The organism is Cyanobium sp. ATX 6E8 (assembly GCF_024346335.1).
Taxonomy (GTDB): domain Bacteria; phylum Cyanobacteriota; class Cyanobacteriia; order PCC-6307; family Cyanobiaceae; genus Cyanobium_A.
The window spans coordinates 1-18,419 of sequence record NZ_JAGQCT010000018.1 but is presented as its reverse complement, the minus strand read 5'-3'; the positions used below and the strand labels follow the sequence as shown (position 1 = coordinate 18,419).

The 18,419-nt window shown below is 66.5% G+C and carries 27 protein-coding genes and 1 tRNA gene; 20 read left to right on the top strand and 8 right to left on the bottom strand.

Annotated features, from left to right (window positions below; genetic code table 11):
- Positions 1-2 precede the first annotated feature (2 nt).
- Genes KBY70_RS12445 through KBY70_RS12430 form a run of 4 tightly spaced genes read right to left on the bottom strand, consistent with a single transcriptional unit; the run spans position 3 to position 3,560 of the window.
- Positions 3-911 carry a DUF3086 domain-containing protein gene (locus KBY70_RS12445; protein WP_094561426.1) on the bottom strand — a complete coding sequence of 303 codons (909 nt, stop codon included), beginning with the start codon at positions 909-911 and terminating at the stop codon, positions 3-5.
- Between the two features lie 8 nt (positions 912-919).
- Entirely contained in the window at positions 920-1,390 is a 471-nt protein-coding gene (locus KBY70_RS12440) for a DUF3119 family protein (RefSeq protein WP_254988701.1), read from the bottom strand.
- Entirely contained in the window at positions 1,390-2,154 is a 765-nt protein-coding gene (locus KBY70_RS12435; protein ID WP_254988700.1) for an MlaE family ABC transporter permease, read from the bottom strand. Before KBY70_RS12435 ends, KBY70_RS12440 begins: the two co-directional genes overlap by 1 nt.
- The gene (locus KBY70_RS12430) at positions 2,151-3,560 is read right to left on the bottom strand and encodes an MFS transporter (protein WP_409996064.1); all 1,410 of its coding nucleotides are present in this window, start codon (positions 3,558-3,560) and stop codon (positions 2,151-2,153) included. The genes KBY70_RS12435 and KBY70_RS12430 overlap by 4 nt, the downstream gene beginning before the upstream one ends.
- A 76-nt stretch (positions 3,561-3,636) precedes the next feature.
- On the opposite strand from KBY70_RS12430, the gene KBY70_RS12425 reads away from it, so the two are divergent.
- Together KBY70_RS12425 and KBY70_RS12420 are read left to right on the top strand one after the other, a co-directional pair.
- Positions 3,637-3,707 (top strand) — tRNA-Gly (locus KBY70_RS12425).
- Between the two features lie 144 nt (positions 3,708-3,851).
- Complete coding sequence (locus tag KBY70_RS12420) at positions 3,852-3,995, top strand: chlorophyll a/b-binding protein (RefSeq protein ID WP_094561422.1); 144 nt, start codon at positions 3,852-3,854, stop codon at positions 3,993-3,995.
- Between the two features lie 204 nt (positions 3,996-4,199).
- On the opposite strand, the gene KBY70_RS12415 is transcribed toward KBY70_RS12420, so the two are convergent.
- Positions 4,200-6,266 (bottom strand): glycogen debranching protein, encoded by a 2,067-nt coding sequence (locus KBY70_RS12415; protein WP_254988722.1) that lies wholly within the window; start codon positions 6,264-6,266, stop codon positions 4,200-4,202.
- Between the two features lie 157 nt (positions 6,267-6,423).
- On the opposite strand from KBY70_RS12415, the gene KBY70_RS12410 reads away from it, so the two are divergent.
- The 10 genes from KBY70_RS12410 (at position 6,424) to KBY70_RS12365 (ending at position 11,927) form a co-directional block, all read left to right on the top strand.
- Positions 6,424-7,095, top strand: a complete 672-nt coding sequence (locus tag KBY70_RS12410) for an MBL fold metallo-hydrolase (RefSeq protein WP_094561448.1) — start codon at positions 6,424-6,426, stop codon at positions 7,093-7,095.
- A gap of 224 nt (positions 7,096-7,319) precedes the next feature.
- Entirely contained in the window at positions 7,320-7,595 is a 276-nt protein-coding gene (locus KBY70_RS12405; protein ID WP_094561421.1) for an HU family DNA-binding protein, read from the top strand.
- Between the two features lie 101 nt (positions 7,596-7,696).
- Positions 7,697-8,677 carry a tRNA glutamyl-Q(34) synthetase GluQRS gene (gluQRS, locus tag KBY70_RS12400; RefSeq protein WP_254988698.1) on the top strand — a complete coding sequence of 327 codons (981 nt, stop codon included), beginning with the start codon at positions 7,697-7,699 and terminating at the stop codon, positions 8,675-8,677.
- A gap of 77 nt (positions 8,678-8,754) precedes the next feature.
- A complete protein-coding gene (locus tag KBY70_RS12395; protein WP_158217076.1) occupies positions 8,755-8,964 on the top strand; it encodes a hypothetical protein in 210 nt (69 codons plus the stop codon).
- Between the two features lie 252 nt (positions 8,965-9,216).
- Positions 9,217-9,423 carry a hypothetical protein gene (locus KBY70_RS12390; RefSeq protein WP_254988697.1) on the top strand — a complete coding sequence of 69 codons (207 nt, stop codon included), beginning with the start codon at positions 9,217-9,219 and terminating at the stop codon, positions 9,421-9,423.
- The gene (locus KBY70_RS12385; RefSeq protein WP_233128725.1) at positions 9,407-9,796 is read left to right on the top strand and encodes an NAD(P)H-dependent oxidoreductase subunit E; all 390 of its coding nucleotides are present in this window, start codon (positions 9,407-9,409) and stop codon (positions 9,794-9,796) included. Before KBY70_RS12390 ends, KBY70_RS12385 begins: the two co-directional genes overlap by 17 nt.
- Positions 9,787-10,002, top strand: a complete 216-nt coding sequence (locus KBY70_RS12380) for a (2Fe-2S) ferredoxin domain-containing protein (protein WP_254988696.1) — start codon at positions 9,787-9,789, stop codon at positions 10,000-10,002. The genes KBY70_RS12385 and KBY70_RS12380 overlap by 10 nt, the downstream gene beginning before the upstream one ends.
- Entirely contained in the window at positions 9,927-10,784 is an 858-nt protein-coding gene (gene hypE, locus KBY70_RS12375) for a hydrogenase expression/formation protein HypE (RefSeq protein ID WP_254988695.1), read from the top strand. Before KBY70_RS12380 ends, hypE begins: the two co-directional genes overlap by 76 nt.
- A 625-nt stretch (positions 10,785-11,409) precedes the next feature.
- Positions 11,410-11,580 carry a response regulator transcription factor gene (locus tag KBY70_RS12370; protein WP_254988721.1) on the top strand — a complete coding sequence of 57 codons (171 nt, stop codon included), beginning with the start codon at positions 11,410-11,412 and terminating at the stop codon, positions 11,578-11,580.
- A 113-nt stretch (positions 11,581-11,693) separates the two neighbouring features.
- Complete coding sequence (locus KBY70_RS12365) at positions 11,694-11,927, top strand: DUF3136 domain-containing protein (protein ID WP_254988694.1); 234 nt, start codon at positions 11,694-11,696, stop codon at positions 11,925-11,927.
- Here KBY70_RS12365 and KBY70_RS12360 read toward each other — a convergent pair.
- Complete coding sequence (locus tag KBY70_RS12360) at positions 11,924-12,427, bottom strand: hypothetical protein (protein WP_254988693.1); 504 nt, start codon at positions 12,425-12,427, stop codon at positions 11,924-11,926. The two genes, KBY70_RS12365 and KBY70_RS12360, sit on opposite strands and share 4 nt — an antisense overlap.
- Positions 12,428-12,511: 84 nt before the next feature.
- On the opposite strand from KBY70_RS12360, the gene KBY70_RS12355 reads away from it, so the two are divergent.
- Positions 12,512-14,200 carry a heavy metal translocating P-type ATPase gene (locus KBY70_RS12355; RefSeq protein ID WP_254988692.1) on the top strand — a complete coding sequence of 563 codons (1,689 nt, stop codon included), beginning with the start codon at positions 12,512-12,514 and terminating at the stop codon, positions 14,198-14,200.
- Positions 14,197-14,406, top strand: a complete 210-nt coding sequence (locus KBY70_RS12350; RefSeq protein WP_254988691.1) for a hypothetical protein — start codon at positions 14,197-14,199, stop codon at positions 14,404-14,406. The genes KBY70_RS12355 and KBY70_RS12350 overlap by 4 nt, the downstream gene beginning before the upstream one ends.
- Here KBY70_RS12350 and KBY70_RS12345 read toward each other — a convergent pair.
- Positions 14,397-14,771, bottom strand: a complete 375-nt coding sequence (locus KBY70_RS12345; RefSeq protein WP_254988690.1) for a VOC family protein — start codon at positions 14,769-14,771, stop codon at positions 14,397-14,399. The two genes, KBY70_RS12350 and KBY70_RS12345, sit on opposite strands and share 10 nt — an antisense overlap.
- A 323-nt stretch (positions 14,772-15,094) precedes the next feature.
- Complete coding sequence (locus KBY70_RS12340; RefSeq protein ID WP_254988689.1) at positions 15,095-15,322, bottom strand: hypothetical protein; 228 nt, start codon at positions 15,320-15,322, stop codon at positions 15,095-15,097.
- A 158-nt stretch (positions 15,323-15,480) separates the two neighbouring features.
- Between KBY70_RS12340 and KBY70_RS14490 the strand changes: the two genes are divergently transcribed.
- The 6 genes from KBY70_RS14490 to KBY70_RS12310 all read left to right on the top strand — a co-directional run bounded on the left by KBY70_RS14490 (position 15,481) and on the right by KBY70_RS12310 (position 18,102).
- The gene (locus KBY70_RS14490; RefSeq protein ID WP_315859748.1) at positions 15,481-15,756 is read left to right on the top strand and encodes a hypothetical protein; all 276 of its coding nucleotides are present in this window, start codon (positions 15,481-15,483) and stop codon (positions 15,754-15,756) included.
- Positions 15,757-15,926: 170 nt separating this feature from the next.
- The gene (locus KBY70_RS12330; RefSeq protein ID WP_254988688.1) at positions 15,927-16,505 is read left to right on the top strand and encodes a DoxX family protein; all 579 of its coding nucleotides are present in this window, start codon (positions 15,927-15,929) and stop codon (positions 16,503-16,505) included.
- Positions 16,506-16,595: 90 nt separating this feature from the next.
- The gene (locus tag KBY70_RS12325) at positions 16,596-16,739 is read left to right on the top strand and encodes a chlorophyll a/b-binding protein (RefSeq protein WP_254988687.1); all 144 of its coding nucleotides are present in this window, start codon (positions 16,596-16,598) and stop codon (positions 16,737-16,739) included.
- Positions 16,740-16,904: 165 nt separating this feature from the next.
- Entirely contained in the window at positions 16,905-17,141 is a 237-nt protein-coding gene (locus tag KBY70_RS12320; RefSeq protein ID WP_254988686.1) for a chlorophyll a/b-binding protein, read from the top strand.
- 340 nt (positions 17,142-17,481) lie between these two features.
- Entirely contained in the window at positions 17,482-17,673 is a 192-nt protein-coding gene (locus tag KBY70_RS12315) for a hypothetical protein (RefSeq protein WP_143592967.1), read from the top strand.
- A gap of 222 nt (positions 17,674-17,895) precedes the next feature.
- The gene (locus tag KBY70_RS12310) at positions 17,896-18,102 is read left to right on the top strand and encodes a hypothetical protein (RefSeq protein ID WP_143592966.1); all 207 of its coding nucleotides are present in this window, start codon (positions 17,896-17,898) and stop codon (positions 18,100-18,102) included.
- Positions 18,103-18,419 lie beyond the last annotated feature (317 nt).

Below are 18,419 nucleotides of genomic sequence, written 5' to 3'. Positions count from 1 at the left end.
GGTCAGTAGGGCTCGTCGGTGATCAATTCGCCGGGGCCGGCCGCAAAGGCCAGCCACACCGGGAACTGCAGGATCGGGATGTCGATCACCTGCTCGCCCGCATCCACCACGATGAAGGGCAGTTCGCCGCGCTCCTCGAGGCGATCGGCGCGCTCCACCAAGGCGTCGGCCCGCTCGAACAGCACGATGCCGCTGGTGGGGCCGAAGTCTTCCCGCGCCAGGCCCAGGCAGTCCTGCAGGCTGCGGCGCCATTCCCCCAGGCGCTCGGGCTGGCTGGCCAGCACCAGGGTCTGGAAGCGTTCGCCGTAGAGCTCGCCCAGGATGGCAATCGCAGCCGCGGCCACCAGGGCATTGCGGCTGCGGCTGCCGCAGCTCGGCTGGGCGCCCCGGCCGCCCTGGCCCAGAAACCAGTCGTCGAGCAGGGTGGCCCCGCTGGGGTCGAGGGTGCGGCGCAGCTGCCAGGGATCGGCGTAGAAGTCGGGCTGGCCGCCAAAGCCTGCCAGCCGTTCGCGAATCAGGGCTTCGTCCTGGCTGAACTGGCCGGCGGCGGCCACGGCAACACTCGGCTCGGCGTCTCTGGCGGCGGGGCTGGCCTGGTCGAGGGGGGAGGGCTGCACCAGCACCTGCTGGGGCACCAGCTCCACCTGCTCCGCCGCCACGGCCAGATCCTGCAGGGCGCCCACCAGATAGTCCTGGAAGCCCTTGAGCCGCCGTGCCACCGCATCGGCCTGGCCGGCGAAGCTGGATTCGATCTCCTTCTGGATCTGGCCGCGGCGGCCCTCCAGCTGGCGGATCTCCTCCTGCAGGGCCTCGCGCTGCTGGCGCAGCTCGCTCAGGGCCAGGGCCTGCCAGTCGGGTTCAGGGCTGGGGGTCTCGGGGCTGGGGGAAGCCTGGATGGGATCGTCAGACATCGGCGTCGTCAGAGATCGCTAGGGGAATCGGGTCGCTCCGGGGAACTGGACGGGCTCACGTGCAGCTCCAGTTGCTGTCGCAGTGTGGCCGCATCAAACAGCACCGGCAGCAGGTGAATGCTGCGCTGTTCACGGAAATAGAACAGCACCGGCAGCCCTGGCCAGAAGAGTTTCCAGCCCAGCCAGGCGGCGTAGGGGAAGCGCCGCAGCAGGCTCTGCTGGCGCCACACCAGCAGCGCATCGCCGCTGAATTCCAGCCGCAGCAGGCTGGTTTGCAGCAGCAGGAACAGGCCGAACACGGCCACGCTGGCGCCCAGCCAGATCGCGCCGCTCCACCAGGGACGCAGGGTGAGGGCGGCCAGCCCCAGGGCGATCACCCCAAGGGGCACACCGAAGCTGGGTGCCAGCACGATGCCGCTGGAGCCGGGGGTCGCGGATGGATCAAGGGGATCAGGGGTGAGGGGATCAGGTGCAGGCATCAGCTGAACAGCAACTTGGTGAGCAGGGCATCCATCAAGGCGACGGTGACCAGAATCATCACCACGGCGCCCGTGGTGCTGGTGCCCACTTCCTTGGGACCACCCCGGGTGGTGAGCCCCCAACCACAGGCGATCACGGCGATCTGCAGGCCGAACACCAGCGCTTTGAGCAGCATGGACGGCAGATCGCTGGGCTCCATCCAGGTGCGCACCGAGTTCCAGAACACGGCGGGAGGGATGCTGTAGAGCATCGTGCTGCTCACCTGGCCCGACCAGATCCCCACCCAGAAGAACAGCAGGCATTGCACCGGCGCCATGATCACCATTGCCAGCACCCGTGGCACCACCAGATACTCCACCGGGTCGGTGCGCAACATGGTGATCGCGTCGATCTGCTCGGTCACCTTCATGGTGCCGATCTGGGCCGCATAGGCCGTGGCCACCTTGCCGGTGAGCAGGGTGGCGGTGAGCAGCGGGGCGATCTCCCGCGACAGCCCCAGGGCCAGTAGGCCGCCCACTGTGGCGCTGGCGCCCTGCTTGGAGAGCTCTGCCGCCACCTGAATGTTGAACACGGTGCCCGCGGCGAGGGCGGTGATCAGCACGATCAGGAAGCTGCCAGGCCCGGCCTCCATCAGCTCCTGCATCAGGTCGTTGAAGCCGATGCGCCCCTTGGCCATGGCGCTCACGGCTTGGCCGCCAATCAGCAGGCTGGCGCCGAAGCGTCTCAGCCAGCGGGGCGCTCTGAGCCAGTCGGGACGCGTCATGGCTGGCGGTGCAGGCCTTTCTCCGGCCAGCGTCGCATCACCACCAGGCCAGCGACGATCAGCAGTGCCGGAATCAGGCCCATGCAGACGCGAATAGTGGTGAGGGCCGAAGCCGGTTGAAGCAGCCCCTGGGCGGCTTCGTAGCCGCTCAGGCTCAGCCCATTGCCGAGGGCAAACACGGCGACGCCGATGCCCAGCTTCTGCGCCACCACCATCCAGGCGGTGTAGAGCCCCGCGGGTTTGTCGGGGTCGGCATCGACGGCATCGGGCAGCAGGGCCCAGGGAATCAGGTAGGCGGTGGAGGCCCCCAGGCCCGTGACCACAATCGTGAGCACCAGCAAGCCCAGGCTGATGCCATTGCTGAGGCTGGCCAGAGGAGCTGCTGCGGCATCGAGGGGCACCAGCAGCGTCGCCCCCACGCAACCGGCGATCCACAGGCCTGTGCCCCAGCGCAGGGCGCACACCCGGCCGTGGCGTCCTGCGACCCGGCTCCACAGCTGCAATCCCGCCAGGGCACTGAGCTGAAACGGGATCAGGATCCAGGTGCTCCAGCTTTCGGGCAGGCGCATCACCACCGCCAGAAAGATCAGCGACACGGGCTGCATCAGTTGCAGCGCACACCAGAGCAAGAGGTAAAGGCCCAGCACCTTCACAAACCGCGGGTTGCCGGCGACGCGTCGCAGCTGGCGCCGGATCGGTTCGGGCTGGCCCGTGGGGCGTTGGCAGTTGCGGGCGAAGGGCGCCAGGCCCCAGCAGCACAGCAGGGTGAACAGCGTCAGCGTCAGCCCCGACACCCAGCCCATGCGCTGATAGCCCGAGGCACCCTGGCCCACCAACAGAGCTCCCAGCACCAATCCCGCCAGGCCGGCCAGGATCGAGCCGGTGAAGCGGCCCGCATTCAGCTGGGTGCGCAGCTGGGTGGAGCTGGTGAGCTCGGAGGCGAGGGCGGAGTAGGGCAGGTTGACGCAGGTGTAGAGGCCCATGGCCACCAGCTGAATGGCCACCAGCACAGTGAATTTCTGCCAGTCCCCCCCCGGCGGCACCCACCACATCGCCACCAAGGCCAGGCCGAGCGGGATGGCGCTGCCGGCCATCCAGGGCAGACGCGGGCCCCAGGGGTGTTTGGTGTGGTCGCTGAGCCAGCCCACCAGGGGGTCGTTGATGCCGTCCCACACCTTCAGCACCATCAGCACCAGGCCGGCCATCCAGGCCGGCAGCCCCACCACACCGGTGTAAAACACGAATAGATAGAAGCCCAGCTGGGTGGCGGCCATGCCGGTGCCGATGTCGCCGAGGCCATAGCTCCACAGCAGCCGGCGTCGCGCGGCTGTCCCCAGGGGTTCGCTGCGTGCCGCGGTGAAATCAGGCGTCACAGGCGGCGATTTCGGGCTGGGTGGGCAGGTCATAATGCAGCAACTGCAGGTTGCAGCCCGCGGCGGTGGGCCAACAATCCAGCAGCCGCTTCAGTACGTCTGTACTGCTGCGGGCGTAGTTTAGTGGTAAAACCTCAGCCTTCCAAGCTGATGATGCGGGTTCGATTCCCGCCGCCCGCTTTCGTCTTCCTGAAGGGTCTCCTTCTCGGCATGGGCGCCAGCTCTTTGGTTGGCTGTGGCGCAAGCGAGGAGCCAGGCGGAAATCACCCCTAACCTAGCCCGTTCATAACCCGTTACAATTCGCGTAACAATCTGAAACGCCCCATGGCTGACTCGTCCTCCCGCTTCGGTTTTGTTGCTTTCGCCGAAACCTGGAATGGCCGCATGGCCATGCTCGGCTTCGTGATCGGCCTCGGCACCGAGCTGCTCACCGGCCAGAGCATCCTCTCCCAACTCGGTCTGGGTTGATCACCATGAGCACCGACTACACCGCAGCAATCGCTTCCCTCATCGCCCTGGTGGCGGTGCTGACCGGCATGACGGTCTACGTCCTCAGCCGTCCCACCGATCTGGGACAGAGGACCCGATGATCGCCGCTCTCACCACCTGACGCGGATACCGCTTCACGGCCGCATCACACCCACTCCTGGTTTTAAGCCCTGCTAGCCAGCATTAGAGAGTTGTGCCGTGGAGCAGCGGTGCGGCCACCAGCACGACCAGGCTGCGGCTTTGCAGGGGGGCTCCGCTCGGTTGCCAGGGTTCCGCGATGGCCGGCAGGTCGTCGCCGGGCGGTAGGGCTGTGTCGATCACCCGCAGCCAGCCCTCACGGCAACTGGGCAATTCGAAATGCATGGCCTTGCTGTAGGCGTTCATGCCGCACCACACCAGCGGGCCCTGTTGGCTGTCGTTCAGGCTCCAGGCCAGCGTGTGCGACCAACTCGCCCAGTCGGGTTTGTCGCGTTCGATCCCGTGCCACTGGCTCCAGAGATGGCCGCGATCGCTGCTGCGCCGCTGGGGTTTGTCGTCGAGGGGGATTTCGGGGTTGAACAATCCCGCCAGGTGGGCCCGCAGCCGCAGCAGGCGTTGCAGAAACACCCGCAGGGCCTGGTCGCCGTCGTCGGGCTGCCAGTGCATCCAGCCGAGGGGGTTGTTCTGGCACCAGGTGTTGTTGTTGCCCCCCTGGCTGCGGCGCACCTCATCCCCCATCAGCAGCATCGGCACCCCGGGGGCCAGCAGCATGCTGGTGAGCAGGTTGCGCAGCTGGCGTTCCCGTAGGGCGGTGATGGCGTGGTCGCTGCTGGGACCTTCAACGCCGTGATTCCAGCTGTTGTTGTGGTTGTCGCCGTCGCGGTTGTCTTCGCCGTTGGCCAGGTTGTGTTTGCCGTTGAAACTCACCAGATCGGCCAGGGTGAAGCCGTCGTGGGCAGTCAGGAAGGTGATGCACTGACCGGGGTGCACCGGCGTGAGGTTGAACAGATCCGGGCTGCCGGAGAGCCGTTGCGCCATTGTCCAGCAGGTTTTTTCATCACCCTTCCAGAAGCGGCGCAGGTCGTCGCGGAAACGGCCGTTCCAGGTGGCCACCCGGCGGGCGGGGAAATCGGCCAGGCGGTAGAGGCCACCGCAATCCCAGGGTTCGCTGATCAGCTTGAGGTCGCTGAGGTCGGGATCGGCCTCCATGTCTTCAAACAGGGGCGGCGACTCCAGGGGGGCCAGGTTGTCGCCGCGGCTGAGGGCAATGCCGAGGTCGAAACGGAAGCCATCCACCCCCAGTTCGGTGGCCCAGCAGCGCAGGGATTCCAGGATCAACCGGCGCACCAGGGGCCGGTTGGCGGCAATCGTGTTGCCGCAGCCGCTCACGTCCTGGTAGTCGCCCTTGGCGCTCTGCTGGTAGTAGAGGCGGTCGCAGAAGCCCCGCCAGCTGAGGGTGGGGCCGTCCTGGTTGCCTTCGGTGGTGTGGTTGTAGACCACATCGAGCAGCACTTCGATGCCGGCGCGGTGGCAGGCCGTCACCAGTTGGCGCACCTGGTCGCGGCCGGCCAGGGGGTCGTTCCCGACCAGGTAGTCGGGATGGGGGGCCATCCAGCTCAAGGGGCTATAGCCCCAATAGTTGTTGCGGCCGGCCGGGGCATCGTGGGGGTCGAAGGCCATCACCGGCAGCAGCTCGATGGTGGTGATGCCCAGCTCGCGCAGGTAGGGCAGGGTGGGGATCAGGCCCAGCAGGCTGCCCTGCTGCTCCGCCGGCACCGGGCAGCCTGGACCCTGGGTGAAGCCGCCCACGTGCAGCTCGTAAATCACGCTCTTCTGCCAGCTGTGGCGCGGCCGCGGCGCGTGGTGGAAGTCAAACCGGTCCCGCTCGGTCACCACCCCCTTGAGACAGTGGCCGGTGTTGGGCGCGGCCCCCACGGCGCTGCCCCGCTGGTAGGTCGTCCAACCGGCGATGGCCCGGGCGCAGGGGTCGAGCAGCACCTTCGATGGGTTGAAGCCATGGCCGCCCGGCTGCAGCGGTCCAAACACCCGGTAGCCGTAACAGCAGCCCAGCCCCAGGCCCTCCACCTCCACGTGCCAGTGGTCGGCGGAGCGGTGCCGCTGGTCGAGCTCCACCGCTCGGTGGGGTTCGCTCGCTTCTCCGCTAGCAAACAGCAGCAGTTCGATGCGGGTCGCCAGTGGGGCGACGACCGAGAAATTCACGCCCCGCGCCGTCAGGCTTGCGCCCAGCGGCCAGGGATGGCCGATGTGGATCCCCAGGTGGTGATTGGGGGCCTGGGCGAGGTCAGGACTGTTGAATTGGACCGTCAAGGCGCCAGGCCTGGTTGCCACAACGTTAAGCAGGTCCTCCGGACAGGCCTGGTGTCTGTCTCCGTTTCCCGATCCCTCGCCCCCGCCCCCGTTGACCCTGCTGTCCCAGCCCCCCGAATCCGGCCGGCCGCCCCAGCTGGTGCGCCCGGGCCTGTGGTTGTTTGCCCCCAGTCGCGACAGCCAGGGAGGCAGCAGCTGGTTGCTGGAGGCTGGGGCCTATGGCGGCATCGGCGATCTGCTGGTGGATGCGCCAGGGTTCACCGAGGCCAACCTGGCGATGCTGCGGCAGCGCACGGCGCAGGTGGGCCCCGGCACGCTTGTGCTCACCAGCCGCGAGGGCCATGGCCGCTGCCGTCGCCTGCAGGAGGCCCTGGGCTGGTCGGTGCTGGTGCAGGAGCAGGAGGCCTACCTGCTGCCGGGGGTGCAGGGGTGCACCAGCTTTGGCCATGAGCATCTCCTGGCGCCGGGGGTGCGGCTGCTCTGGACGCCGGGGCCCACGCCAGGTGCCTGCGTGCTGCATGTGCGAGCGGGGGAGCTCGATGGCCTGTTCTCTGGGCGGTTGCTGGTGCCTACAGGCCCTGGGGCATTGGCGCCGCTGCGCACGGCCCGCACCTTCCATTGGCCGCGTCAGCTCACCAGCGTGGCGCGCCTGCGGGCCTGGTTGCCGGCCGGGTCTCCCGACTGGATCGCCAGTGGTGCCGGGCTCGGCGCCCTGCGCGGCGACAAGCTCGTGCGTGGCGGTGCGGCGCTGCTGGCCCAGCTCGATCGCTGAGGCCCTGGGCCGGATTTTTGGGGCATTCCGGCAAATTTTGCGCCTTGTGTGGGGGAATTGTCACGAAAACCGTTGCGGCGGTGGACTTCTGTGTTGCAGCGCCGTCCAGAGCCCCATACCATTGGCGCGCTCTACTCAGGGCCGGTCGGGGTTTTCCGACTCGCCACTTTCATCGCGACCCCACCGTCGCAACCCGACCGTCACCCCCGAGGCTTCCTCGTCCTATGAACAAAGCAGATCTCGTCAACCTCGTTGCTGCCCGCACCGAGCTCACCAAAACCGACGTCTCCCAGGTCGTCGATGCCGCCATCGAAACCATCATTGATTCGGTGGTGGAAGGCAAGAAGGTGTCGATCCTGGGCTTTGGTTCCTTTGAGCCCCGCGAGCGCTCGGCCCGTCAGGGTCTGAACCCCAAGACCGGCCAGAAGATCAAGATCCCTGCCAAGCGTGTGCCTGCCTTCACCGCCGGCAAGATGTTCAAGGATCGGGTTCAGGGCTGATCGGGGCCCCGCCCTGCCATCCACCCCAGATTGTCTGGTTGAAGCGGTCCTGCGGGGCCGCTTTTTTTGTGGCCGGATGGGACCGCATGAAGATAAAGACAGTGGCTTCTTCACCCCTGACGGCCTCGGCCCTTCCCTGCCATCTCCAAGCCCTGCTGGAGGCCGGTGTGCGCCGGCGGGAGCTGGGCTATCGGGGCCGTTTCGCCCCCTCCCCCACCGGCGCCCTGCACCGCGGCAATCTGCGCACAGCCCTGCTCAGCTGGCTGCACGCCCGGCTGCGGGGCGGGCAGTGGCTGCTGCGCATCGATGATCTCGACACGCCGCGCAACCGCTCCGGCGCCGAGGCCGCAATCCTGGCGGATCTGCGCTGGCTGGGCCTGACGTGGGACGGTCCGGTGCTGCGTCAGAGCGAGCGGCGCGGTTTGTATGGCACGGCCCTGTCGGCCCTGCGGCGCCAGGGCCTGCTCTATCCCTGCCGCTGCAGTCGCCGTTTGCTGGCGGATGTCTCGGCCCCCCATGGCGCCCTGGCGGTGTATCCGGGCTTCTGCCGCGATCGAGGCGGTGGCTGGGGATCTGAGCAGGGGAGGCTGCCCAGCTGGCGGTTGCGGCTGGCGGCCGGGGCGCTGCGCTGGCCCGAGGCCTACGCCCCCCCCGGAGCCCTCGATGCTGAGGCTGCCATCGGCGATGTGGTGCTGCGCCGGGCCGATGGCTTCCTCGCCTATCACCTGGCCACGGCGGTGGACGAACTCAGTCTCGGCATCAGTGACGTGGTGCGCGGCGATGATCTGTGGAGCGCCACCGGCGCCCAGGTGGCGGTGATGGCGGCCCTGGGTGCGGCCCCGCCGAGCTACGGCCATGTGCCGCTCTGGCGCGACGCTGAGGGCCGGCGGCTCAGCAAGCGGGAGGGGGCCGAGGGCCTCGACGGTTACCGGCAGCGCGGCCTGGATGCGGCGGCGGTGCTGGGGGAGCTGGCTGCCAGTGCTGCTCTGGTGCCGCCGGGCAGCCGGCTGAGTGCCGCCGAGTTGCTTCAGGAGCTGAGCCCAGGGCGGCTGGATCGGGCCCTGCGGGCGCTTCAGCCTTAAGGAAGCTTTCGGGATCAGGGCGGGAAAAGCGGACCACACTGGCGACTAACGCCCAAGTCCCCGGATGGGGACCCCCGATGACCCTTTCCTATGCGCTCCTGCAGCGAACCAACCAATTGCGAGCATGCCGCTGCCCGCAGTGCGGCGGCAGTGGCATGCTGCGCCTGGCCGATCAGCGCTACCGCACCTGCCTCGATTGCCTCGGCCAGGGTCGGGTGATGCCCGCTGAGCTACGTGGCCAGCCAGCCGTGGTGATCAGCGTCTCTGCTTCTTCTGCCGCCAGATGAAAAAGGCTGCGGTGGCCACCACAACGGCCAGTGGTGCCGCCGTCAGCAGCAGCAGAATCACGGCAGTCCAGTCGGTGTACATCGCTCAGACGCAAAACCGTGGCCATCATCCCAGCAGACCGTGCCCGATCCGTGCGATCGGGCCATGCTGATGACATGCCGATGATCCTTTCTTTTGCCCGGGCGGCCTTGGTTCCAGCTGCGGCACTGGTTCCCGCTGCGGCACTCGGCCTCGCTGCGGTCCTGCTTCCCTTGGCTCCGGCGCGTGCCGGCGTGGAGTTTGACAACTGCCAGCCCACCGCTGATGGCGGCATCAGCTGCGACACGCGTGCCACCGGCAACACCTTGATGGACGACGAGTCGGCCCGGTATGGGCTCTTCGACGACGCCAGCCCCGGCTGGAATGAGTTCGATCCCGACCAGGGGTTTGAGGATGGTTTCGGTGGCAACGAGACCTGAGCTCTCCCGCTCCCATGGCCTGGGGGATTCACTGATCGAGCGTCTCCACGCCGTGCAGCAGGCCCATGGCTACCTGCCGCAGAAGGAGCTGCAGCGCCTGGCGGTGGCGATGGCGCGCCCCCTCAGCGAGGTGATGGGCGTCGCCAGTTTTTATCACCTGTTTCGCCTCGATCCGCCGCCGCTGCACCGCTGCGTGGTGTGCCGCGGCACCGCCTGCTTTGTGCGGGGTGCCGAGCGGCTGGAGGCGGCCCTGCAGCAGCGGGGGGTGGGGTTTGAGACGGCCAGTTGTGTGGGGGCCTGCGGCCAGGCTCCGGTGCTGGTGTGCGATGGGGCTGTGGCCACTGGCGATCCCGGTGCGCTGCCATGGCTGTAACGGCCCCTCTGCGCTGGCGCTGCTGCGATGCCACCGCCTGCCGGGCGGCGGGGTCGGCGGCCCTGCGGCAGCGGCTGGAGGCCGAGGTGGGTGCCGATCGGGTCAAGCCGGTGGGCTGCCCCCTGGCCCGTTGGCCTTCAGCACCGACGGCTACGTGGTGCAACCGCTCGAATTTCCCGGCGGCGACATCGGCAGCCTGGCGGTGACCGGCACCGCCAACGACCTGGCCATGGTCGGGGCCAGGCCGCACCACCTGAGTGTGGGCCTGATCCTGGAGGAGGGGCTGGAGCTGGCGCTGCTGCGGCGGGTGGTGGCTTCGATGGCGGCGGCGGCCCAGCAGTGCGGCCTCACGATCGTGACCGGCGACACCAAGGTGGTGGAGCGCGGCAAGGCCGATGGGGTGTTCATCACCACCAGCGGCATCGGCGTGGTGGAGGCACCGCTGCCGATTGATCCCACCGCGATCCGCCCCGGCGATCAGCTGCTCGTGAGCGGCGATCTGGGCCGCCATGGGGTGGCGATCCTGGCGGCGCGCCATGGCCTGACGTTGGTGCCGCCGGTGCTGAGCGACTGCGCGCCCCTCTGGCCCCAGGTGCAGGAGCTGCTGGCGGCGGGCGTGTGGATCCACTGCCTGCGCGACCTCACCCGCGGCGGCCTGGCCAGTGCCCTGCAGGAGTTGGCCGACGCGGTCGGGGTTGAGCTGGCGATCGAGGAGGTGCGTCTGCCGGTGGCTGAGCCGGTGGCGCGCACCTGCGACCTGCTGGGCTTTGAGCCATTGCACCTGGCCAATGAGGGCTGCTTTGTGGCGGTGGTGCCGCCCCAGGCCTGCGCTGCGGCCCGCGCGCTGTTGGAGCCGCGTGGCGGAGCCTGGGTCGGTTCGGTGCGGCCGGCCGGTGGGGCGGGGCCGCGGGTGTTGCTCAGGACGGCCCTTGGCACCGAACGGTTGCTGGTGCCCCTCAGCGGTGAGCTGCTGCCGCGCATCTGTTAAGCGGGCGTGCAGCTGGGTCCCCTTTTGGGGGTAATCGGCTTGGAAGGGTCCCGTCGCTGGCTAGGTTTGTTGCACCGTCCGGTCAAGGCGTCCGCCCCCGAGAAGGGTCCATGGACCTCACCCCCTTTCTGAGCAGCCTGGAGGGCACCACGCTCGACCAGGTGCTGCTGTCGGTGGCGATCAGCGGCAAGGTGGCGATCGCCATGAAGGGCCGCTTCCTGCTGCGCTCCGTGTGTGAGAGCTTTCAGGACCGCACCCGCATCGGCTGTGCCGTCACCGACGAGGCCACCTGCCTGCGCTATCTGCTGCGGGAGCCCTACGAGCTGCTGATCTGCACCGACTACCTCGAGGACGGGAACGGCTTCGAGCTGGCCCGCAAGGCCCGCGCCGCCCAGCCCAGCCTGCGGGTGGTGGTGCTGGCGCTGGGGGATGTGATCCCGGCCCAGTACGTCGATGCCCCCTGGTTGGAGGCGGTGGTGGCGGAGGCCGATTTCATCGGCGATCAGCGGCCCCTGCAGGCGGCGGTGCTGGCGGTGATGGGGCACCACTCGTATCGCAGTCCCGCCCTGCGCACCGGCACCCTGCCCTATCTCAGTTGCCCTGGCTCACCAAGCGGGAATACGAGGTGCTGGATCTGCTGGCCAGCGGCCTCACCGATCGGGAGATCGCCGAGCGGCTGGTGGTCAGTGAGGAAACGGCGAAGACCTACACCAAGCGCCTGCTCAAAACCCTCGACGTCAACAACCGCCTGCAGGCGGTGCTCAAGGGCATGCGCTGCGGAATGGTTCAGATCTGACGCGTTCAGATCTGAATTGTCCCCCTATGGGGGGCTCGGGGACAGGGCCCTTGGGCGCAGAGTCATTCCCGTGCCCACAAGGGTTCTCCGCTGACCCGAAGGCCGCTCGTTTCATGACCACCTCCCTGCCCGCTCCGGGCCTCACCATCGGTGAGCTCGAAGCCAACTACTCCCTCTACTGCAAGGCCCTGCGCCTGCTGATCCGCGAAGGCAAGTCGATTGCCAAGGTGCGTCGCACCGTCTGCTGGCAACGCCTCGAGATCCTCCACAATTGTCTGCCCGGCCAATACCGGGAGCCCGACTATCTCTTCGCCCTGCTGCAGAGGGAGCTGAAAACCGTCATTTAAGGCTCCGGGTCGAGCACCCAGAGGGCGAGGCCGCCGCCCCGGCCCCGGGCCAGCAACCAGCCCGAATCGGCGTTGCCCGTCCGGGCGATCAGGGCGAAGAAGGGGCGCCGGCGCGGCTCCGGTTGGCGTGTGATGGCTTGCCGCCACAGGGTCTGGCGGCCGAGCTTCAGCGCCAGCTCTGTGAACCAGAATTCCAGCAACGGCCGTGCGCCCCGCAGCTGGCCGTGGCCGCTGAAGCACAGCTGCAGGGCGCCGAGCTGCACGCTGTTGCGCACCGTGAGCGCGTCGTCAGCCGTGGCGCCTGCATCGATGCTGAGGCTGGCTTTCAGACTTCGCAGCAGGGCGGCCGTCGTGGGGTTGGGCTGGGCCTGGGCTTTGCTCCAGAGCTGGTGGAGTCGCCAGCGGCCCACCAGGTTGGTCGTGGTGAGTTGGGAGCCTTGCCGGCGGCTGAGCCGTTCGCGCTCCAGCACCTCCGTGCCTGTGGGGATTGGGATGTCCATGGAGCGCCCTACGCCAGACCCAGCATCCATGGTCACAGTGCAGACAGAGATGTTGTGACCATGTCCGGCCCCCAGCCACCTGCCATGGCCCCGTCCAGCCCGATGGCCAAGGATCCGATCTGCGGGATGGTGGTGCCTACGGCCACAGCCCTCTCGGCCCAGCGCGCCAGCCGCACCTATTACTTCTGCAGCCAGGGCTGCCGGCAAACGTTTCTGGCACCCGAGCAGGAGCTGCGTCGGATGCGTCGGCGCGTCGGCATTGCCCTCAGCGGCGTGCTGGCCCTGGCAATCGTTCGAGCCGGGGCCTTCCTGGCTTTGGCGGCCGGCGTGAGCCTGCTGAACATGGCGCCGGTGGCCCAGTTGCCCTGGCTCACCTGGGGTGTGTGGTTGTTCCTGCTGGCGACACCGGTGCAGGTGTTCGGCGGCTGGAGCTTCTATGTGGGGGCCTGGGCCGCCCTGCAGCGGCGCGCCCTGAACATGGACGTGCTGATCGCGCTGGGCACCTCCGTGGCCTACCTCTACAGCGTGGTGGTGGTGTTTGCACCCCAGATCCTGCCGGTCGACATCGACGAGCGCGGCGTCTATTTCGAGGTGTCGGCGGTGGTGATCGCCTTTGTGTTGCTGGGCAAATACATGGAGGAGATCATCAAGCAGCGCTCCTCGGCGGCGGTGCGGCGGCTGCTGGATCTGCAGCCCGCCAGCGCCACGGTGATCCGCGAGGGCCAGGAGATGACCGTGCCGGCCGAGGCCGTGCTGCAGGGCGATCTGGTGCTGGTGCGCCCCGGCGAGAAGGTGCCTGCCGATGGGGTTGTTGTGGAGGGGCAATCGTCGCTGGACGAGGCGCTGATCACCGGCGAATCGCTACCGGTGAGCAAGCAGCCGGGAGCGGAGCTGATCGGCGGCACGATCAATGGGCGCGGGCTGCTGCGCTTTACGGCCACGCGGGTGGGGGCCGAGACGGCCCTGGCCCAGATCATCCGCATCGTCGAGGAGGCCCAGGCCAGCTCAGCGCCGGTGCAGCGGCTGGCGGATCGGGTGACGGCCTGGTTTGTGCCGGCGGTGGTGGCCGTGGCGTTTGCGGCCTTTGCCCTCTGGACCCTGGCCGGCAGCTTCAGCAGTGGCCTGCTGGCCTTCATCGCCGTGCTGGTGATCTCCTGCCCCTGCGCCCAGGGCATCCTGATCCGCAGCGGTGAGGTGCTGGAGCGGGTGGAGCGGCTCACCACCGTGGTGTTCGACAAAACCGGCACCCTCACCCAGGGCAAGCCCGCGCTCACCCAGGTGGTGCCGATGGCTGGGCAGTCGCGCGAGCAGGTGCTGCAGCAGGCGGCCTCGCTGGAACACGGCTCCGAGCACCCCCTGGCGGCGGCCCTGCTGGAGGCCGCCAGCGCTGAGGGGCTGGCGCTGCTGCCTGCCCGGGATTTCCAGGCCCAGGTGGGGGAAGGTGTGCAGGCAGTGGTGCAGGCAGTCGTGCAGGCAGTGGTGGGTGACCAGGCCCTGTGGCTGGGCAACCGGGCCCTGGCGCGGCGCGTTGTGCCCCAGCTTCCTGGGACTGTGCAACACGCTGTGCAACAACTGGAAACCGCCGGCAACACCGTGATGCTGCTGGGCCAGGGCGAGGCCGTGCTGGGCCTGCTGGCGGTGGCCGATACCGTGCGGCCGGAGGCGAGGCAGGCGGTGGAGCTGCTGCAGCAGCGGCGGATCCAGGTGGTGATGCTCAGCCCAAGGAGGCGGGCGATCTGCTGCTGCTCGGCAACGACCTGCGCGATGTGGTGACGGCCATTGGTCTGTCGCGGGCCACGATGAACAAGATCCGCCAGAACCTGTTCTGGGCCTTCATCTACAACAACCTCGGCGTGCCGATTGCGGCCCTGGGCTGGCTCAACCCGATGATTGCTGGTGCGGCGATGGCCCTGAGTTCGCTGTCGGTGATCGTGAATTCCTCGCTGCTGCGCCGCTACCGCCGCGCGGCTCAGGCCTGAACCAGCAGCAGCAGGCGGTTGCCCTCCGGATCCTGCAACCAGGCTTCCACCCCAAAGGGTTCGTGCCGCGCCGGTTCCAGTAACGATCCCCCCTCCGTGGTGGCCTGCTGGATCCAGGCCTGGAGCAGGGCGGCGGGGTCTCCAGCGTCCACGCTCTGTTGCAGGCAAAGCGCCATCCGCCCTGGCTGCCTGGGTTGGGGCCGGCTGCGGGAGGGTGCGTAGAGCTCGAGGAAGCCACCGGCCGGCCAGGGCACGCGCCAGTGGGTCGCGCCCCACCCTTGTTGGGGGGGCGCGTTCAGCAGGGCGCCATAAAAGCGAGCCAGGTTGGCCGGATCATCGGCGGCCAGCACGATCGAGCCCCTCATCGTCAGCCTGCCCCGCAACGCTTGATGCAGTGTTCCAGAGTTGTAGACGGTTGGACCTGCTGCTGGGGCTGTGCCCTGCCTGACCCAACAGGCCCGCCAGGCAATGGGTGATTCAAAGACACGACCGGCTGAGGTCAGAGCTCAGCCGCCGTGATCAGAACACACTGGCTTTATCGGCAACGATCAGGCCCCACTCCAGCAGAAAGGCGGTCGCCATCGCGATGGCAGCCACGGTCCAGGCCGAGCGCATCAAGCGGCTGAGCATGAGAAAACGAATAGGAATCATTTGATCATCCAAGTCGGATTCGGCAGCGTTGCCGGCATCAGTGCCTGATCCCTGACGGCAGCGCTATAGCACTGCAGCGAGGGCTGGGCTGCAACCGCACCCGGTAGCTGACATGGGCTGGGCCGACGGCGTGGATCAGGGCATCGCGGGCCTCTTCCTGCAGGCTTTCGCGCTCCATGGCGCAGACGGCCAGTCCCAGGGCGGCGTTCTCGCCAATCAAGGTGCCATCAGGCCGTTGGCTGACGGTGAACAGGGCTTCTCTCATGCGTGAACTATCCGGGCTCTGCTCGCCAGAGCCATTGCTTTGTTCATCTTCAAGGCAACAGCGCGGTTGGCGGTGTGATCAGCCCTACCTGTTGAGGTGATGATTGCCGACCATTTTCTGCTGCTTGCTGACGTCAGCTCTGTTCAGGCTGCCTGGGCATGGCGGTGGCGCAGGAGCTGGGGCGAAAGACGGCAGCCCAACTGAATCCCGCCTTGATCCAGAAGTCGACCCAGCCTTTGCACGGCTGCCTGTTCTGGCCTGGAGAAGCGGCTCTGCTCGGAGAGAACCCAGTCAATCTCCGGCTGGGTGATGACTCCAGAACTCAGGGCCTCAAGGAACAGCTCGCCCAACACCATGACCTTTGTAACGGATATGTTACATCTTGCACCGCTGCCGCGGTGAGCGCGAGCGAGGTGCTCCAGGAAGGCGCTTGAAAGCGACTGGTGCAACTGGGCAGGGCGACCACCTTTGCTTGCTTCACGTTTCTTCACTAAGCCTGCCAAGATTTCATAAACGCCCTCTGACCATGTCCACGTCTCTTCTGCTAGAGCTTTTTGGTGGCTTCGCGGGGGCCTGCTTCACGCTCTGGCTGGCAACCCAAAGCATGTCTTCACCCCGCGGCTCTGTGCTGGCTGGCCTGGCGCCGCTGAAGCCAGCCGTGCTGACCTATCTGCAGAGGCCAGGACTGCTGGCATCCGTCGGCCTGCTGCTGCTGCGCCTGAGCATCGGCGTGATGATGATTCATCACGGCCAGGAGAAGCTCGCCGACCCTCAGCAGTTCGCCAACACCTATGTGGCGTCGCTGCACCTGCCCTTCCCCCTCTTCTTTGCCTACGTGGCGGGATTCTCTGAGCTGATCGGCAGCTGGCTGGTGATCCTGGGCCTGCTTACCCCTCTGGGCGCCCTGGCCCTCACCGGCACGATGGCGACCGCCGCCTACCAGCACATCCTGACGGCCGGCCTGAACATTTACGTGCTGGAGCTGGTGGTGCTCTACCTGGGAGGCAGCCTGGCGCTGCTGCTGATCGGGCCGGGGCGTTTTTCCTTTGATGCCGGCATGGCTCCAGAGCTGCTCGCTGGCATGGAAACCTCCAGCTCAAGCTTCGAATCGGAGTGGGCTGAGCGCTCCGGCTCCCTGACTCCGCTGGCCATCCCTGTAAAGGCCTTCGATCGGGCTGACTGATCCGAACGAGGTCGCAGTCAGCACATCCCCCGCGCCCCCGCCTGCAGCGGTCACATTGTGTTACAGTTCACTTAACAAATCGAAACAGTCATGGCTGAATCCACCCCCCGCTTCGGTTTTGTCGCCTTCGCCGAGACCTGGAATGGCCGTTTGGCCATGCTCGGCTTCGTGATCGGCCTGGGCACCGAGCTGCTCACCGGCCAGAGCATCCTCGGCCAGCTCGGTCTGGGCTGAGCCCATGACCACTGACGTGCTCAGTCGCCCCACCGACCTAACCCCGAGGACTCGATGATCGCCACCCTCTGCGTTGTGCTTTTTGGTGCCTGGGTTTTGGGTGCCTTGTTCCAGCCCGATCTCGCGGACTGATGCTTCAGCTTCTGATTCATTCTTGAAAATCCCATGACCAACCCCCCCGCTAACGACCAATGGCTCGAGCACCGCGCCGAGCAACTAATCCTTCTGGAACAGCTCAAGCGAGCTGAGCTTTTCAATGGCCGCGCCGCCATGCTCGGCATCGTGCTCGGCATCGTCACTGAGGCCATCACTGGTTCTGGCATCGCGCATCAGATCGGCCTCGGTGCGTTGGTGGACGGCTACGCCGCCTGCCGCACCCAGTTCCTGCCTTTCTGCTTCTGAGATTTACGGCCTTTGGGCCTGCCGTCAGCCCCCGGCCCTGCCGGGGGTTTTGTTGTGGCTGCAGCTCGTCTCTCCACGGCTAAACGACCAGCGCCTCCACGCGCCAGGCATCAAGAACAAGATGTAGCAAAAGAGACCTTAAATGGTAACAATTTTGACACTTCGCTTGTAATGACTTTCCGGTAATCATTTCAGGTTCTTTAGGGTCGGTCGCGGCTTGGCTTGTCACTGCTATATCAATGGCTGTACAAGTTCTTATTGGAGCTCGTGCTAAGAGCACGGTGATCAATAGCCTTTCAATGCGCGCGATTTTTTGCATATGCCGCAATTTCTGTCTCCCGTGCTGCTCACGGTCCAGTGGCTGCTGCTCTTTGTGCTCCTGACCATCTATGGCGCGATGTGGAACGGTGCCCAACAGAACAACCAAACAGGCTGGGTCGTTGCTGTTTTGTGGTCGACTGTCATCTTGGTTGTGCTGAAGGGATCGCACGGCATCTATCGCGTCCTCTTTGATCTCCAAGCTTTTTCATGATGTGAGTGGCCCTTGCTGGTGCAGCAGCCTGGTGCAGAGTGATGCAATTGTGAGGCAAAAGGTCGTTTGACCATCTTGAGACAAGCTGCGGCAACGGCTGCTCCGCCTTGGATTTGGCATTTGCTGCTACTCGACGCGCCCACTTTGGTCAACTTGGATACAAAACTGACATTGACGTCAAGGATTAGCTTATAACATGAAGTGGCAATCAAAACTACTCTTATGGCCAATCTCAAGCATGGGCTACATGCGGAAATGCAATGTCCGGCGATGATGCGCAAGCCTCAGCGTGTCTCCATCACTCTCTCTTGGTCGATGTATCAGGCGCTTGTTGAGGAAAGCTGCCTGCAAGGGCGCTCGATATCCAATCTGGCTTCCTATTGGCTGGAGCAGCATTACGTGATGGCCAAATCACGGCGGGAAGCCTGAGGGAGCTTGTTGGCTGACCAAGCTTGTCGCTGATGGCTTGCAGCAGTCCCAAAGAGGTTGCGGCATGGCAGCCGCGGTTCAGCAGCGGCATCGCCGCGGCTCGTGCCGATGGCCTGCTTGATCTCCGCCACCTCCCGGCCGATGTTGCGCACCATTGTTTCTGTGGTCTCGCGCGGTGCCGGCAGCATGATTGACGTGACCCCCTTTGTTGGTCCAAGCCTTATGAGAGTTGGTGGGTGTGGTCATGCGGCAACTCCCTGTTGAGCTGCCTCCAGGGGCGTACGCCCCTGGAGGGCCGAGTGCGGCCTGAGAGAGTT